This window comes from Companilactobacillus sp. HBUAS59699 (assembly GCF_036913575.1).
Lineage (GTDB): Bacteria > Bacillota > Bacilli > Lactobacillales > Lactobacillaceae > Companilactobacillus.
In genome coordinates this window covers 1-15083 of sequence record NZ_JAYKTV010000003.1, presented here as the reverse complement: position 1 = coordinate 15083, position 15083 = coordinate 1, and the positions used below count along the sequence as shown (strand labels likewise).

14 protein-coding genes and 1 rRNA gene are annotated in these 15083 nt (G+C 39.1%); 6 read left to right on the top strand and 9 right to left on the bottom strand.

Annotated features, from left to right (window positions below; translation table 11 throughout):
* The first annotated feature begins 4 nt into the window (after positions 1-4).
* A complete protein-coding gene (ppdK, locus tag U8519_RS06615) occupies positions 5-2623 on the top strand; it encodes a pyruvate, phosphate dikinase (protein ID WP_334329532.1) in 2619 nt (872 codons plus the stop codon).
* 63 nt (positions 2624-2686) lie between these two features.
* Positions 2687-3313 carry a CBS domain-containing protein gene (locus U8519_RS06610; protein ID WP_334329531.1) on the top strand — a complete coding sequence of 209 codons (627 nt, stop codon included), beginning with the start codon at positions 2687-2689 and terminating at the stop codon, positions 3311-3313.
* An 8-nt stretch (positions 3314-3321) separates the two neighbouring features.
* Here U8519_RS06610 and U8519_RS06605 read toward each other — a convergent pair whose 3' ends face one another.
* From U8519_RS06605 to U8519_RS06585, 5 genes are all read right to left on the bottom strand, one after another.
* Complete coding sequence (locus U8519_RS06605) at positions 3322-3699, bottom strand: type II toxin-antitoxin system PemK/MazF family toxin (RefSeq protein WP_442892139.1); 378 nt, start codon at positions 3697-3699, stop codon at positions 3322-3324.
* The gene (locus tag U8519_RS06600; protein WP_334329529.1) at positions 3695-3949 is read right to left on the bottom strand and encodes a hypothetical protein; all 255 of its coding nucleotides are present in this window, start codon (positions 3947-3949) and stop codon (positions 3695-3697) included. Before U8519_RS06600 ends, U8519_RS06605 begins: the two co-directional genes overlap by 5 nt.
* A 126-nt stretch (positions 3950-4075) precedes the next feature.
* Positions 4076-4492: a Fur family transcriptional regulator gene (locus tag U8519_RS06595; protein WP_334329528.1), complete on the bottom strand. Its 417-nt coding sequence runs from the start codon at positions 4490-4492 to the stop codon at positions 4076-4078.
* A 77-nt stretch (positions 4493-4569) separates the two neighbouring features.
* Positions 4570-5385, bottom strand: a complete 816-nt coding sequence (locus U8519_RS06590; RefSeq protein ID WP_334329527.1) for an SDR family NAD(P)-dependent oxidoreductase — start codon at positions 5383-5385, stop codon at positions 4570-4572.
* A 69-nt stretch (positions 5386-5454) separates the two neighbouring features.
* On the bottom strand, positions 5455-6033 hold the full coding sequence (locus U8519_RS06585; RefSeq protein ID WP_334329526.1) for a TetR/AcrR family transcriptional regulator: 579 nt from the start codon (positions 6031-6033) through the stop codon (positions 5455-5457).
* A gap of 99 nt (positions 6034-6132) precedes the next feature.
* Between U8519_RS06585 and hemH the strand changes: the two genes are divergently transcribed.
* Positions 6133-7071 (top strand): ferrochelatase, encoded by a 939-nt coding sequence (gene hemH / locus U8519_RS06580; protein ID WP_334329525.1) that lies wholly within the window; start codon positions 6133-6135, stop codon positions 7069-7071.
* Positions 7072-7800: 729 nt separating this feature from the next.
* On the opposite strand, the gene U8519_RS06575 is transcribed toward hemH, so the two are convergent.
* Positions 7801-8658 carry a DUF3737 family protein gene (locus U8519_RS06575; RefSeq protein WP_334329524.1) on the bottom strand — a complete coding sequence of 286 codons (858 nt, stop codon included), beginning with the start codon at positions 8656-8658 and terminating at the stop codon, positions 7801-7803.
* 222 nt (positions 8659-8880) lie between these two features.
* Positions 8881-10380, bottom strand: a complete 1500-nt coding sequence (locus U8519_RS06570; protein ID WP_334329523.1) for a PucR family transcriptional regulator — start codon at positions 10378-10380, stop codon at positions 8881-8883.
* 210 nt (positions 10381-10590) lie between these two features.
* On the opposite strand from U8519_RS06570, the gene U8519_RS06565 reads away from it, so the two are divergent.
* Genes U8519_RS06565 through U8519_RS06555 form a run of 3 tightly spaced genes read left to right on the top strand, consistent with a single transcriptional unit; the run spans position 10591 to position 14283 of the window.
* On the top strand, positions 10591-12546 hold the full coding sequence (locus U8519_RS06565; protein WP_334329522.1) for an oxidoreductase: 1956 nt from the start codon (positions 10591-10593) through the stop codon (positions 12544-12546).
* A 15-nt stretch (positions 12547-12561) separates the two neighbouring features.
* On the top strand, positions 12562-13422 hold the full coding sequence (locus U8519_RS06560; RefSeq protein WP_334329521.1) for an SDR family NAD(P)-dependent oxidoreductase: 861 nt from the start codon (positions 12562-12564) through the stop codon (positions 13420-13422).
* A gap of 12 nt (positions 13423-13434) precedes the next feature.
* Positions 13435-14283 (top strand): acetoacetate decarboxylase family protein, encoded by an 849-nt coding sequence (locus tag U8519_RS06555; RefSeq protein ID WP_334329520.1) that lies wholly within the window; start codon positions 13435-13437, stop codon positions 14281-14283.
* Positions 14284-14322: 39 nt separating this feature from the next.
* Here the strand turns inward: U8519_RS06555 and U8519_RS06550 are convergent, their stop codons facing one another.
* Together U8519_RS06550 and rrf are read right to left on the bottom strand one after the other, a co-directional pair.
* Positions 14323-14838 carry a hypothetical protein gene (locus U8519_RS06550; RefSeq protein ID WP_334329519.1) on the bottom strand — a complete coding sequence of 172 codons (516 nt, stop codon included), beginning with the start codon at positions 14836-14838 and terminating at the stop codon, positions 14323-14325.
* Positions 14839-14992: 154 nt separating this feature from the next.
* Positions 14993-15083 (bottom strand): 5S ribosomal RNA (gene rrf, locus U8519_RS06545); the annotation flags it as partial.

The following is a 15083-nucleotide window of genomic DNA, read 5'->3' as shown; positions in this document are numbered from 1 at the left end:
TATTATGAAACAAATTTATTTCTTTTCCGAAGGTAACAAAGATATGCGCGATCTCTTAGGAGGTAAAGGTGCTAATTTAGCTGAAATGACTCGTTTGAATCTTCCTGTACCTCATGGTTTCACGATCACTACTGAAGCTTGCCACGCTTATCAACAGAACAGTCATCAATTAAGTGAAGCTCTGATGTTAGAGATCGACCACGCCTTAGACAGATTGAGTGCTTCAACTGGAAAAAAATTCAATGATGAATCAAATCCACTACTTATATCTGTTCGTTCTGGTGCAGCTATTTCAATGCCTGGAATGATGGACACTATTTTGAATATCGGTTTGAACGACAAGTCAGTCATCGCTCTAGCAAATATCACCGGCAACGAGCGATTTGCCTATGACAGTTATCGTCGCTTACTGGCAATGTTTGGTAACGTCGTCTACGGTATCGATGAAGGGACCTTTGACAATGTGCTGACTGAAACTAAACAAGCCCATAATTATCAATCCGACTTAGAATTAACAACTACCGACTTAAAGAACATCGTGACTCGCTTCAAAGAGATCTATCAAAATAATGCCAACAAAGTTTTCCCACAAAATCCTAAAGATCAATTGCTCGCTGCTGTAGATTCAGTCTTCGCTTCCTGGGATAACAATCGTGCTCGTGTTTATCGTCGACAAAACAACATCCCTGAAACACTCGGAACAGCTGTCAACGTACAAACGATGGTCTTTGGCAATTCCGGTGAAGATTCAGGTACTGGTGTAGCCTTCACTCGTAATCCCGCTACTGGTGAAAAAAATCTCTTCGGTGAATATTTATTGAATGCCCAAGGTGAAGATGTGGTCTCCGGCGTCCGTACCCCTGCACCGATCTCAACTCTGCGTGAATCGATGCCTGAAATATACAATCAATTCGCCAAAATTGCCGAAAAATTAGAAACTCATTATCGTGATATGCAAGATCTAGAATTCACCATTGAGCATGGCAAACTCTACTTATTACAAGCTCGCGCTGGCAAAAGAACACCAGCTGCAGCTGTTAAAGTGGCCGTTGACTTAGTTAATGAAGGCTTGATCGATAAAGAGACAGCCATCAAACGTATCAAACCGGAATCGATCTCAGCTATGTTGCACTCCGAATTTGCTCACAAGGCGTTGGAACGTCAACACATTCTAGCGACTGGATTACCAGCTTCACCAGGTGCTGCCAGTGGCCAAGTCTATTTCACCGCCGCTTCAGCTAAAAAAGCTCACGATGAAAAGCATCAAAAAGTCGTCTTATTGAGACAAGATACTTCTCCTGAAGACATTGAAGGAATGGTCGTCAGCGAAGCTATCGTCACTTCGCGTGGTGGTATGACTTCTCATGCAGCCGTTGTAGCTCGTGGCATGGGTTCAACCGGGGTCGTTGGTGCTCACGCTTTGCAAGTTAGCTATCCTAACAAGACCGCCACAGTTGATGAAACTGTAATCCATGAAGGTGACTGGGTCTCAGTCGATGGAACTAATGGCAATCTCTACCTCGGACAATTAGAAACAACTGACGCCAACATCAATGATGATCTAGCAACTCTACTAGAATGGGCCAAAGAGATCAGTCACTTGGGTGTCTACACCAACGCTGACACACCAGCCGACTTCCAGCGTGCTTTGGAATTTGACGCTGACGGGATTGGCTTAACTAGAACAGAGCACATGTTCTTCAAACCTGAACGTCTTCTTCAAATGCGCCGCTTGATCTTAGCCAAAGACGCACAAGGTCGTAAAGATCCATTGGCCAAGATTCTCGCCCTACAAGAAAATGACTTCTATCAAATCTACAAACTATCTGCTGGCAAATCAGTTACCGTCAGATTGCTTGATCCACCATTACACGAATTCTTGCCACACGATGAAAAAGAAATTAAATTAGTAGCCAAAGAAATCAATACCACAGTCGACGCCTTAAAGAGCCGTATCGACTCACTCAAAGAACTCAATCCAATGCTTGGCCATCGTGGTGATCGTCTAGCCGTAACCTATCCTGATATTTATCAAATGCAAGTCACAGCTATCACCAACGCCGCTATTCGCTTGAATCAAGAAGGATACGACATCAAACCACACATAATGATTCCTTTGACTAATTCAAGATCCGAAATGAAATGGGTCCGTGATGTTGTTGAAGAAACTATTCAAAAAATCCTCATCGCTAATGACACCACTCTTGAATACCAGATCGGTAATATGATGGAAATGCCTCGTGCCTGTGTCACTGCTGATAAGATTGCCGAAGTTTCTGATTTCTTCAGCTTCGGTACCAACGACTTAACACAATTGACCTTCGGTTACTCACGTGATGATGTCGGGTCATTCATGCCTGAGTACATTGCCCAAGGCATTCTTCCTAACGATCCTTTCCAAACTGTTGATACTGAAGGTGTTGGAGAACTAATGCGCATGGCAGTCAACCGTGGTCGCGGAACTAATGCCGAATTGCCAATCGGTGTCTGTGGTGAAGTCGGTGGCGATCCTAAGTCGATCCAATTCTTCGAAAAAATCGGTATTTCTTACGTTTCTTGCTCACCATTTAGAATCCCCGTAGCAAGAATTGCGGCAGCACAGGCAGCATTATCTAATAATTAGGCTTCCAAAAAATACTACGTGATATTATAATTAATATAACAACATATATTCTAGGGAGATATCATGTACTTAACTGACCGCCAAAAACAAATTATCGATATGACCAGACAAACAAGTCCAATGACAAGTGAACAGATTGCTGAAAAACTACAACTAAGTGTGCCTACGATCCGTGGGGACTTACGTTTACTGACTGCAACGGAGATTTTAAAATCACGTCCTAAAGTCGGATATGAATTCTCACAATTACCCAAGTCCAGTTTGGACTTCGAAGAATTGTATGGAGAATCAATCGCCCATATCCTGATCCAACCAATCTTCGTGCAACCTAATACAACTTTGCCAGAATGTGTCAACAAGCTCTTCATTAATGATGTCGGGTCATTATATGTCACGGATAATGACAACAAACTACTAGGTTTGATCTCACGAAAAGACTTACTAGCCGTGACCGTCAATAACGCCGATGCTGATTCAATGATTGCCTCGATGGTTATGACTCGTATGCCTAATCTAGTAACTGTTAATGCTGACATGTCGATAATCAATGTCGGAAAATTACTCTACAAACATCAAGTTGACTCACTTCCAGTCACAAAAAAAGACGACCCTACTCAGGTCGTCGGTAAAATTACTAAGAATCGGATTTTTCAATATTTTATTGAAGTTGGTTTGAAATATACTGATTAATAAATAATTCAATTAATATCTAACATATCTTTAACGTATGGTAATAAATCATCATACTGTTTTGAAGTTATTTTATTCACAATTTTCCCATTACGAGATTTGAAATCAAAATTTTGTAATTGCCATAATGCAACAAAACCTTTCACTCCGTTGCTATTTCCACCAATGATTAGGATTGGATAATATCCCGGTTGATTCCTATGTCTTTCAGAAGTCGTAATTGGCATAGCTAATACCATACCCGTGGCTCGATTATACGCATCAGAACTCATCACAATCATATGCCTTCTAACATTTCCAGAAGACTCATTATGACCACCAAATTCTTTTCCTGAATGTGGTTCAGCGTTCAATACGATTACATCGCCTTTTACTGGAAAATTAATCATCCAATTTCTCCTTGCCAACTGGTTTCAATTCTGATAGTTCCGGATCATTGTGTAAATCTGCTTGAAAGTCATGATTTTTGAATTCTGAACTATCAAAAACATTATGATGCTTCACAGGAGTATACAAAACACTACCATCACTCCTTTTGGTAACCGTAAATTCTTTACCTAAGCTATCCTTTAGGTCTGATGGTACCGTGAAAATCATACTATTTCCTGATTTTCTTAAAATCACCTTTTTACTCATAATGTAATTACCTCCATCACTATTGTAATAGATATTATACATTATTCCAGACAAATAGCTATACATATGTATATACGTATTCTTATAACAAAAAAATCCAATCAATCGATTGGATTTTTTATTGCTTTATTTTTTAGCTGCACACTCTGGACAAAGTCCATAAATCTCAATTGCGTGAGACTCCACGGTGCATCCCGGTAACTGATCAGTAAAGAAGCTTAATGGGCAAGCTTTCAACTCGATTACTTTGCCGCAATTAGAACAAATAAAATGATGATGATGCATCTGATCGAAGTCACATTGGAACTTGATCATCGTCTTATTCTTCTCTTGATATTCAACTAACCCAATATCCGAAAACTCTTTTAAATTGCGATAAACAGTATTATTACTGATTCCCGGATAGATCGACTTCATATATTCATCAACATCACTGATCTGAATATATTTATTTGTATAATCACTTAAGAACTCGATCAGATCCATTCGTTGCTTAGTCACCTTATAGTGGTTATCTCTTAAAATCTTAATTGCTTCTTCCAAAGACCCTCACCTATGCTTTTTATTTCTTCGACTAGTGTAACATATTTAAACAAGATTCAATTGCGGACGGTTTGGAACTAGAGATACTTCATCATCTTATTAACGGCAAACTTATAAGCGCCGGGCATGGTTCTAGCAAACATAACCATTGCGTGATCAGTCCAAGCATTGAAGTAACGGCGCTTTGGATGGATATCAGTTGCGGCTTTATAAAATACTTCTGCCAAATTGTCAGACGTTGCGCTAAATAATACACTCGACATCATATTATCGATTTTGCCAACCAATGGTTCATATGGTGAATTTTCTGCTAGGTTCTTTCTAGCATTATCAATCGCTACATGACTCCACTCTGATTTAGTACCGCCCGGTTGAACTACCACTGAACGAATTCCAAACTGACGAACTTCTTCATCCAAAACATCACTCCACATGTCAAGTCCTGCCTTGGTTGCATAATACCAACCGCCAAGTGGTGAATAAACATCCCCACCGATCGATGAAATATTAACGATACGACCATGACCTTGACGACGCATCACTGGTAATACTAATTGGGTGATTCGATCGATACCGAATAGATTTACGTCGAATTGCTTCTGTGCATTTTCCACTGGAATTTCTTCCAATGGACCATATTCACCATAACCAGCGTTGTTGACCAAAACATCGATCTTTCCTTGTTCCTTAACAGTTCTATCAACTAATTCACGCAATGATAATTTATCCGTCACATCCAACTTTTGTGTATGGATACCAGCGTTCTTTAAATCTTCTAATTTCTCTACACGACGTGCTCCACCATAAACTTCAAATCCATGTTCATGGAAGTAAAGTGCTGCGGCATGTCCCATTCCTGATGAAATTCCTGTAATAATCGCTACTTTTGTCATATTGATCTCTTCTTTCGTTTTTTGTTTAAAGAACAATCGTTTAGTTAAAATTTAAATAAAAAGTCGAACTTAATCGACTAAGTTATTCTTAACTAAAAGATCTAATAATTCTGTCAGTGTATCATCCGGTACTGGCTGATTCTTATTATAATAGTATTCAATAATTTGGATCAACGGCGATAATAGAATAGCAAACAAGATAACTGGATCGTTGCTGACCCAGAGATGTTTCTCAATACCTTCATTAAACAGATCCATTACCGGTTTCGCTATCGTCTCAGAAGTTTTTAGTATTTCTGGATCAACTAGATTAGGATTTGCTTGAATTGATCGCATGAAATCTGACTCGATTGGATGTGATATAAAGAATTTTGCAAAATGTCCTAAAGCCATCCGCACTCGTTTTGGATAAGAATCTGAGGTATTGATCTGTTCAAACAGCCCATCGTCCATTCTCCGCTTGATATCCAAATAAATCTTACCTAGCATATCAGTCTTATTATCAAAGTACACATAAACGGTTGCTTTACTGACGCCGGCTTTTTTAGCAATTTTGCCGATCGACAAGTTAGTTATACCTTCTTCACATGTAACATCAAAGACTGCTTGCACTACTAATTTTCTCTTTGTTTCATCTATCTTTCGCATGTCACTATACTAAACGGTCGTTCACTTATTGTCAAGAACTTATTAAAAATATTATGCTATGATAGCTTTAATAACATTTTTGGAAAGGATTACAAGACTATGACTAAAGGACTTTTACTAGTTAATCTAGGATCACCCACAGCTCCCACACCGGAAGCCGTCAAACCATTTTTGCACGACTTTCTAGGTGATCAAAATGTCGTCGAAATGCCAAAATTACTCTGGAAGCCGATTCTACACGGCATGATCCTACCATTTCGTTCCAAGTATTCAGCTGGGTTATATCAACACATTTGGACGGAAACAGGTTCACCACAAATCTATTACACTGACAAGATTCAAAAAGAAGTTCAGCGATTACTGCCTGACTGGCAAGTAAAAACTGCAATGACCTATGGCAAACCTGACATCGTTGACACATTACAACAAATGCACACTGATGGTTGCGAGAATACCATCGTGTTACCACTATTTCCGCAATACACTAAGAGTACCCACGATACTATTATCGCTAAGGCCAAATCCGCCAATGTTCCTATCACGATCATCAAAAAATTCTTCAATGAACCTGAATACATCAATATTTTGGCAAGGAAAATTCAAGAAGAATGGGACAGAGCTGACTATGACCAATTGATCTTCAGTTATCACGGCATCCCACAATCAATGGTCAAACATGGCGATCCCTATCAAGCAGAATGCATTACCACAACTGCTGCCACATCAGCCAAATTGAATATTCCTGAGGATCAGATCATGACCGTTTATCAATCAAGATTCGGCCCCATGCCGTGGCTGCAACCATACCTCAAAGAGACACTCCCTAAATTAGTTGCTGAAGGAAAAAAGAACGTCTTAATAGTTACCCCATCATTTGTAGCAGATTGCCTAGAGACTCTTGAGGAAGATGGCATCAGGAATTATCAAACCTTCAAAGCCAGCGGTGGCAACAAATACAAACTAGTTCCACCAATGAATGATGATGTAGATTTCAGTGCCTTTATCGCTGAATTGGCTGTTGAATATTCTCTGAAGTAGCCTTTGTGGTTGGATGCCGCTGTCAGAGGTCAACAATTCCATTTGACGCGGGACCGGTCTCCGTCTTCATCTTCGACCTCGCTTGGAAGCCTGTAGTCTTCCACCAAGTCGTCCAGTGTACTAAGCGATAAATCGCTTAGTACACGTGCACAGCGGATTCCATTGTTGACCTCTGCCAGCTGATTTTTGCTTACTGATTAATATCTCTTAGCTACCGTTAGTAATTCTAATAGTAATAATCTCTTTGTAATTATTAAATGAATAAATATAAATTCATTTGATAAATTACAAAGAGATTTTTTTGTACCTAAATTTTAGAATAAAAAAATAACTATATCTCAGAATCCCAAAATATAGCTATTTAAAAAGTATACCAATTTTTATATGTAATTAATAAAACTAGCTGGAGGTCAGCAGTAATGGAATCCGTGGCAAAAGTGGTGTTAATGTGGTGATTTTCCACATTTACAGCACTGGATGTCTTTCTTGATTTGCGTTTTTAGCAAAGCAAGAAAGCAAGATTTGAGACCGCTTTGTGGCTCAAATCGGTCCCACCACAGATGGAATTACTACTGACCGGAAGCGGCATATTATCTCCAAATACCCAATATATAACAACAACTAGTCGGAGATAAAAAACGCAAAGTTCAGAATTGAGGGTCAAGACCTTGGCTTGAGCCGGTCCCAGTGCGGATTTTGCGCTTTTTAACGGAGACGGAATCGGCAGTATTACTTACTATCAACATGTTCAGCAACACTAATATCAGTCTTATCAGCATCAATCTCATCATCATCAAAAATAATCTCGCCAATTGACTCTGCAGAAATCTTACCATTGATTGGATTCTTAACACTAACAATACTTGAAGTGATTTCAGCATCAATATCTGAACAATACTCAAATGCCAAATCAGTTTCCAATAACTTACAATTTTTCATAACCAAATGATCAACGTAACAAAGACCTTGGTCACTTTCAATCGTACAATTGATCAAAGTTAGATTCTTAGTATTCCAGCCCAAATATTCACCGTTGATAGTTGAATTATAAACCGTAACATTCTCACAATTCCAAAAAGCATCTTTTGATACAAAAGTAGAATTATGTACTTCTACATTTTTGGCACCATCAAAAATATAATTACCGATAAAACTAGAATCATCAACTCGAATATTTTCACTGTTCATACCAAAGTAATCACCAGTAGCCTGAACATGATCTAATTTGATATTTTGACAACTCCAAAGAGTTTCTTCAGCATCAGAAAAATGAACGTTAGTTAATTCAATATCCTTGCCTCGACGGAATAACTTAGGAGCTTGTAAAGCACTATTAGTTATCTTGATGTCGTCAGTATACCAAATACCTGAACGAGACATCGTCTCAAAAATCGAATGGTCCACATCGATATGCTTACTGTACCAAAGTGGATACTTCCACTTAAAGATCGTATTATCAATTTCAATATTGCGACTCTCTTTAAGTGGAGATTCTCCTTCACCAAAAGTTGTATTAGAAATTACAGCGTTATGTTCACCAAACAATGAACGTTCACCTGTAAATAATTTGTTTTCATAATTAGTCATCTACGTACCTCCATTTGTATCACAATTATCATTTAACACCTTAAAGCTGACTTCAAGGCAAGACTTTTTGTATCTTTACTTTATGTTTTTGTCGTCGTTTGATACAGGTGCAGCCTTTTAGGATTTTCCCACCGTCATAAACAAAGATTATCGTAATACAAAAATGAAGACATATATAATACTTATTATTTATCGAAATATATAATCATAAGTTATATCAATTCAACTAATATAATTTTTCAAACGAAAACTACAATACAACTTGAATCTCGTATTAGCATCCCGCAAATCTAAGCCAGTCAATTCTTCCATCCGTTCAATTCGATTGTGCAGCGTGTTACGGTGAATGAATAGATCACTAGCTGTCTGGGATAAATTACCGTCGCACTGCAAATAATTCAATAATGTTGGCACCAACTCAGTTTCGTTTTCATGATCGTATTTTTCCAACTCTTGCAAAGCAGGATTGACGAAAAATGGCAAAATAGCATCATGATTGATTCTTGCTAGCATCAATTCAAAATACTGATCTTCACAAAATGTCACTGGATCAGCGGCTTGACTAAGCTTGATCGTGCGCTTGCAGACGGTATAGGCAGCCTTAGTGTCAGTCGGTTTGGTATAAAAATTAGACACAAAAATATTACAGTGTGCTCTTTGAGACACTTCCAATAAGAGATTTTTAAATTTCTCACTATGGTAGTCACTGAGTGAGATCGGTAATAACGCCAAACAGTGATGTTGATAAATAGTCGATAAAACACGTGGGAAATAGGCATTCAAGCCGTGTTTTAATTGTTGTTGAATGCCAGTCAAAGACTGTTGAGTCAGTGGCTCACACGCTAATAGAACCATCGCATCAGGTAGTTCAACTTGCTGACTAGCAAACATATTCTCTACATTGATAGATTGCTGTTCAGTCAACAATACGTTCAACAACCTATCACGATTAGATTCTGTTGGTGCACTCAAATGATTACGAATGATTTGACTAGTTAGGACCTTCCCTACCTTTGGCAACAAGTCTTTCGATTGATCATCAAAAGGTGATTGATCGTCAAACATGACCAAGAAGCCAACCAGATTATTCTTATTATATAAATTAGTAACCTGCCGATGATACGGGGACTTCGGACAAGGAACATCATAGACAGCCTGCTTATAATCCGACTCAGTACGGACAATCTCCTTGACGGCAGTAATGAAGTCATAATCGCAATACCCCTGTTTCAAGATCTTGCTCCACAATGGATCCGGAAAACCATACAGATCAGAGTACAGCAACACTTGATAACGCGGATCGATGATCATCAAAGTATTATGTAACATTTCAGCGACTCGATTGATGCTAGTCTTCGGATCATCGGTCACAGCTTCCATTGCCAAATTAGTAATCGCATTATTTTGATTTTGAACTTGTTCCAAAATCGTATTAGCTTGATTGAAGACTTGAATCAGCGGTTCATTACTCAAGACATTATCAACTTGATTAACTTGGCAGGGACACAAAACTACCGCTGAATTTTTTGAATTATCGTTAAAATTCAATAATTCCAACGGTCCATTTTTTTCATCCTTACCTATGTAAAGAATATCAGGATTTTTTTGTTGGATCTTTTGTGGCTTAATTTGAATTCTTTTGATGTCAGTTTCACCAGCAACATTGATGTGACCAATTACAAAATATTGCGACAAATTGTTAATAAGTTCACTAAATTGCATTTTTTTCACACTTTCTTGAGTTGATCAAATTTACCAATTTAATATTCTAAATAAATAGTCTACTTACAAGCCAATAATATCAAGTACTTTGTGCAAGATGCACAACTAAACCAATTCAATTATATTCACTAAGTATCTTTATCATAGCAACGCCCTAGTTTATTGTAAAGACGGTAATGAAAACGTTTCTACGATAAGGAGGCACTTTAAATGACCCAATTTAAGAAAATGTTCACAAATGGTCATATTGGAAAACTAGAATTAAAGAACCGTGTTGTTTTCCCAGCCATGGGCGTATCATTAGCCGAATTAAATGGTGAGGCAAGTGATGATATCATCCGTCACTACGAAGAACGTGCACGTGGCGGTGTTGGTTTGATCATCACAGAAGTAACACGTGTTGACGATGAAACTGGTGTTGCTACCTACAAACAATTATCAGTCACAGATCCAAAGGTCATCCCTCAGCTACAAAGATTAGCTGACTCAGTCCACAAATACGATTGTAAGATTTTCGTCCAACTGCATCATCCCGGCCGTGAGACTAACGAAAGTCTGATCGGTGGTAAGAAGATGATTTCTGCATCCGCTATTGCTGACAAATTTGTTAAACAAGTACCTCGTGAGATGACCACTGATGAAGTCACAGCAATGGTCAAAAAATTCATCAAGGGTGCTGTGATCGCCAAAGCCGGCGGTATCGACGGTGTTGAACTACACTGTGCACACGGCTACCTACTAAATCAATTTATTTCTCCATATTCAAATCACAGAACTGATCGTTACGGCGGCAGCTTCCACAACCGTCTCAGAATCGTGCAAGAAATAATTTCTGGAATCAAATTCATGTGTGGCCAAGATTTCCCTATCAGTGTTCGTATCTCAGCTGACGAATTCGTTGACGGCGGTATGAAGATCGATGATTCCGTCAAAGTTGCTAAGACACTAGAGAGTTACGGTGCTGACGCAATTAATGTTTCCAGTGGTATCTATGAAAGTGCACCAACGATCATTGAACCAGGTTCATATCCACAAGGCTGGAAGAAGAATCTTTCAACTACTATCAAGAAAAACGTCAAAGTCCCTGTTATTGCCGTTGATAACATCAAGACACCAGAATTCGCTGAACAATTACTAGAAGAAGATGCATCTGACTTCATCGGTATCGCTCGTGCCAGTTTGGCAGATCCTGCTTGGACATACAAAGCACGTACCGGACAATCAGATCAAATCACAACTTGTATCGGTTGCTTACTCTGCTTCCAAGCCCTGAGCGAAGGCAAACATGCCATTTGTGCTGTTAACCCTAGAGCTGGCCGTGAAAGAGAATTTTCAGCATTGCCAAAAGATGGTAACGGACAAACAGTCGTTGTCATCGGTGGTGGACCTGGCGGTATGGAAGCTGCTAAGACATTGGCAGACCGTGGCTTCAAGGTTGAATTATTCGATAAACATGAACATCTTGGCGGAACATTGAATCTTGCTATCGTTCCTCCATTAAAAGACAAGATCGAATTATTCAGAGATCATATCATTAACCAAGTCAACAAGAGAGAAAATATCGAGTTACACCTCAATGAAGAAGCTACAGTTGCTGGTATCAAAGCTCTAAATCCTGTCGGTGTCTTCTTAGCATCAGGTGCTAAACCAATTATTCCAATGCTTCCAGGTATGGACGGCAAGAATGTTGTTACTGCCGAAGACTATCTAGCGGGCAAAGCCAAAGTCAGCGGTAAAGTCGTTGTTGTCGGTTCAGGTATGACTGGACTAGAAACTTCTGAAAAACTCCTTGAAGAAGGACATGAAGTAACGATCGTTGAAAAACAAAAAGCCGTTGGACCAGGTATGAATCCAACTCTATTAATGGATGAAATGACACGTCTCAAGAAATTGAATCCAACTATCTTAGTTAACAAACAAATGATCGGAGCTGGAGATACCGGTATCAAAGTCATGGATAGTATCGACCACGGTATGATGGGAATCCCTGCTGATACAGTCGTACTAGCATTAGGAGTTACTCCAGATACAACTGACACCGATCCATTCGTAGCTGTCTTCGACCAAGCCAAGTTGATCGGTGACGCAAGTGCAAGTGGACAAATAGCCGATGCAATGAAAGATGGCTATACTAAAGCTTATGTTTTCGAACCAGAAATGTGCTAGGAAGGAGAAGTAATAATGAAGGATTTCAAAGATAAAGTAATGTTTCTAACAGGTGCCGCTCATGGATTTGGTACTGAAATTGCCAAAGAAGGCGCACGCCGTGGCATGAAACTAGTCCTATTAGATATCGATGAACCCGCACTCAAACGTGTCTATAAAGAAGTCGCCGACATGGGTGCTCAAGTGGAAATGATTCCTGCCGACGTAACCAAAGAAGAAGATATCGACAAAGCTGTTAAACAAGCTATGAAGAGATTTAATCAAATCGACCTACTGATCAATGATGCCGGAATTGCTTTGCCAGGAAGAGTCTGGGAACTTCCTAGCCGTGATTGGGAGTGGATCATGCATGTCAATCTGATGAGTCAAGTCTATGCAATGCAACGCATCATTCCTATCATGCTCAAACAAAAAACACACTGTGCAATTTTAAACGTTGCTTCAATTGCTGGATTGATCGATACACCAGGAATGCCTGCGTATCATGCAAGTAAGTTTGCTAGTGTCGGTATGACAGAAGCAACAGCTTATGATCTACAAAGAATGAATGCTGATATTGAAATGCACGTCATGTGCCCAGGATTCGTGCAAACTGACTTATATCACACTGAAAAACACAGACCAGCTCAATACACTGACACAACCGATCCATATTACACAAGTGATACCTTCAAAGGTGGCCAAAAAATTGCTGAATTTGTTATTAAGAACGGTATGCCGATCGATTCGATTGCTACGACCGTCTTCCAAGCATTAGAAGATGACGAATTCTATATCCTGACTCACCCAGTATTCAATACTATGATCGGTGATCGTGTAAAGAGAATCGTAAACGGAGACAAACCAGACGTACATGTTATGGATGGATTAATGTAGGAGGTCAAAAATATGGCAAGCTTCTTAGTATCAGATGATGACGTAAAGAATTTTTTAACATTACCACGAATGGATGATCAAGAAGGACTCTTATTCTCATATGCAGCACCCGAAAAGGTTTTGAAAAAATTATTACCAAAACCATTAAAACTAGTTGCTCCAGTAGTCTGCGGCTATGTAGTTCAAATGGGAAAACCTAGTTTTGGACCTACATATATGGAAGCAGTTCTCTATGTACTAGCGAACTTCAACGACAAAATGATCGGTGCCTATCCGTTCACCTTGATGCTGGATGGACCAGGCGCTGAAGCAGCTGTAATCGCTGGACGTGAAGGTGCTGGTATTCCTAAGAAAATCGCCGACAGTGTTCAAATCAGAAGAAATGACAATTCCGCAACTGCTAAAGTAGTTCGTCACGGTGAGACCCTATTAGATCTTCATTGGGAAAAGGGCGAATACAATGATGAAAAATTAGGCCATCAAGTATTTGATCCACAATCAGTTCTAAACTCACAAGCCGAAACAGCTAGCATGTTCTATACTTGGGACATGGATCAAGTAGAAGATGGAAGTAACGTCTTCTCAAATGTTAAACTCGTTGCTACTCAAAGCACGACCGTAACCGACAGCTTTGAAGCTGGTAAGTTAGACATCAAATTGGGTTCAACTGATGATGATCCATTTGGAGAACTAGCAGTTTTGAAGCCATTAGGTGCAGCTTGGGTACACATCGACACATCAGTCATGCACAACACTATCAAGTTAGCTGATGTCGATGCCAAGGAAACAATGCCTTACATGATAACTGGTCGTTATGATCGTGGCATGATCAATCCAAAAGCTAATACATTCATCATTTAAATAAAAAGATTGCTATTCTCATTAGAGAGTAGCAATCTTTTACTTTGTGCTAATACTATTTCTTAATTCTGTCAGTGATCCATTATTGGATAGCGTCTTATATTGCTTATAGGCTGAATACCAATTACCACTATTCACTGCTTGTCGCAAACCATCATATTTACTATCAGAGAAGATCTTTTTAGCTGCTGCATTCGCCTGAGACGTTGTTAAAGAAGAATTCTGTTGCAACATAGTAGCGGCTTTCTTCTGATCATTCGCTGCCGCAATAATATCAGCCATCTTAGTTTTTTTCAAAGTAGCTGCAGCCTTATCGACCCGTTTATCATGGGCCAGATCACCATTTTTAGTTGAATCAACTTTTTTGATCAATTCATTTTTGACCATATTATCAGAAGCAGTATCATTTCCACCACTAATATTTCTAATAGTATTGTTTAAAGGGAAGAAAAAGATTATGCCTAAGATTATTAGAACTAATACCGTAATTAACGTTATCCAAATAGTTTTTTTGTGTGACTTTTTATGATATCGTTGATATCTTTCTTGACGCAATCGTCTCACCTCATAGGTTTGTTTATTAGAATCAATACGCCAATGGTAACACGTTTGGACAAAAAAGTTCCATATAAAGTTCGTATAGAAAATAGAAATAGATTAATAGACGACAAAAAAAAGGAGGACTGAATTAACAGTCCTCCAACGAATTGCGTGGCAGCTTCCTATCCTCGCGGGTAGTTTCCCACCAACTACTTTCGGCGTGAAGAAGCTTAACTTCTGTGTTCGGCATGGGAACAGGT

Coding starts and splice junctions, on each gene's coding strand:
- ppdK (WP_334329532.1), top strand. CDS start 5: ATGAAACAAATTTATTTCTTTTCCGAAGGTAACAAAGATATGCGCGAT.
- U8519_RS06575 (WP_334329524.1), bottom strand. CDS start 8,658: ATGACTAATTATGAAAACAAATTATTTACAGGTGAACGTTCATTGTTT.
- U8519_RS06600 (WP_334329529.1), bottom strand. CDS start 3,949: ATGAGTAAAAAGGTGATTTTAAGAAAATCAGGAAATAGTATGATTTTC.
- U8519_RS06555 (WP_334329520.1), top strand. CDS start 13,435: ATGGCAAGCTTCTTAGTATCAGATGATGACGTAAAGAATTTTTTAACA.
- U8519_RS06570 (WP_334329523.1), bottom strand. CDS start 10,380: ATGCAATTTAGTGAACTTATTAACAATTTGTCGCAATATTTTGTAATT.
- U8519_RS06560 (WP_334329521.1), top strand. CDS start 12,562: ATGAAGGATTTCAAAGATAAAGTAATGTTTCTAACAGGTGCCGCTCAT.
- U8519_RS06585 (WP_334329526.1), bottom strand. CDS start 6,033: ATGCGAAAGATAGATGAAACAAAGAGAAAATTAGTAGTGCAAGCAGTC.
- U8519_RS06565 (WP_334329522.1), top strand. CDS start 10,591: ATGACCCAATTTAAGAAAATGTTCACAAATGGTCATATTGGAAAACTA.
- U8519_RS06610 (WP_334329531.1), top strand. CDS start 2,687: ATGTACTTAACTGACCGCCAAAAACAAATTATCGATATGACCAGACAA.
- hemH (WP_334329525.1), top strand. CDS start 6,133: ATGACTAAAGGACTTTTACTAGTTAATCTAGGATCACCCACAGCTCCC.
- U8519_RS06590 (WP_334329527.1), bottom strand. CDS start 5,385: ATGACAAAAGTAGCGATTATTACAGGAATTTCATCAGGAATGGGACAT.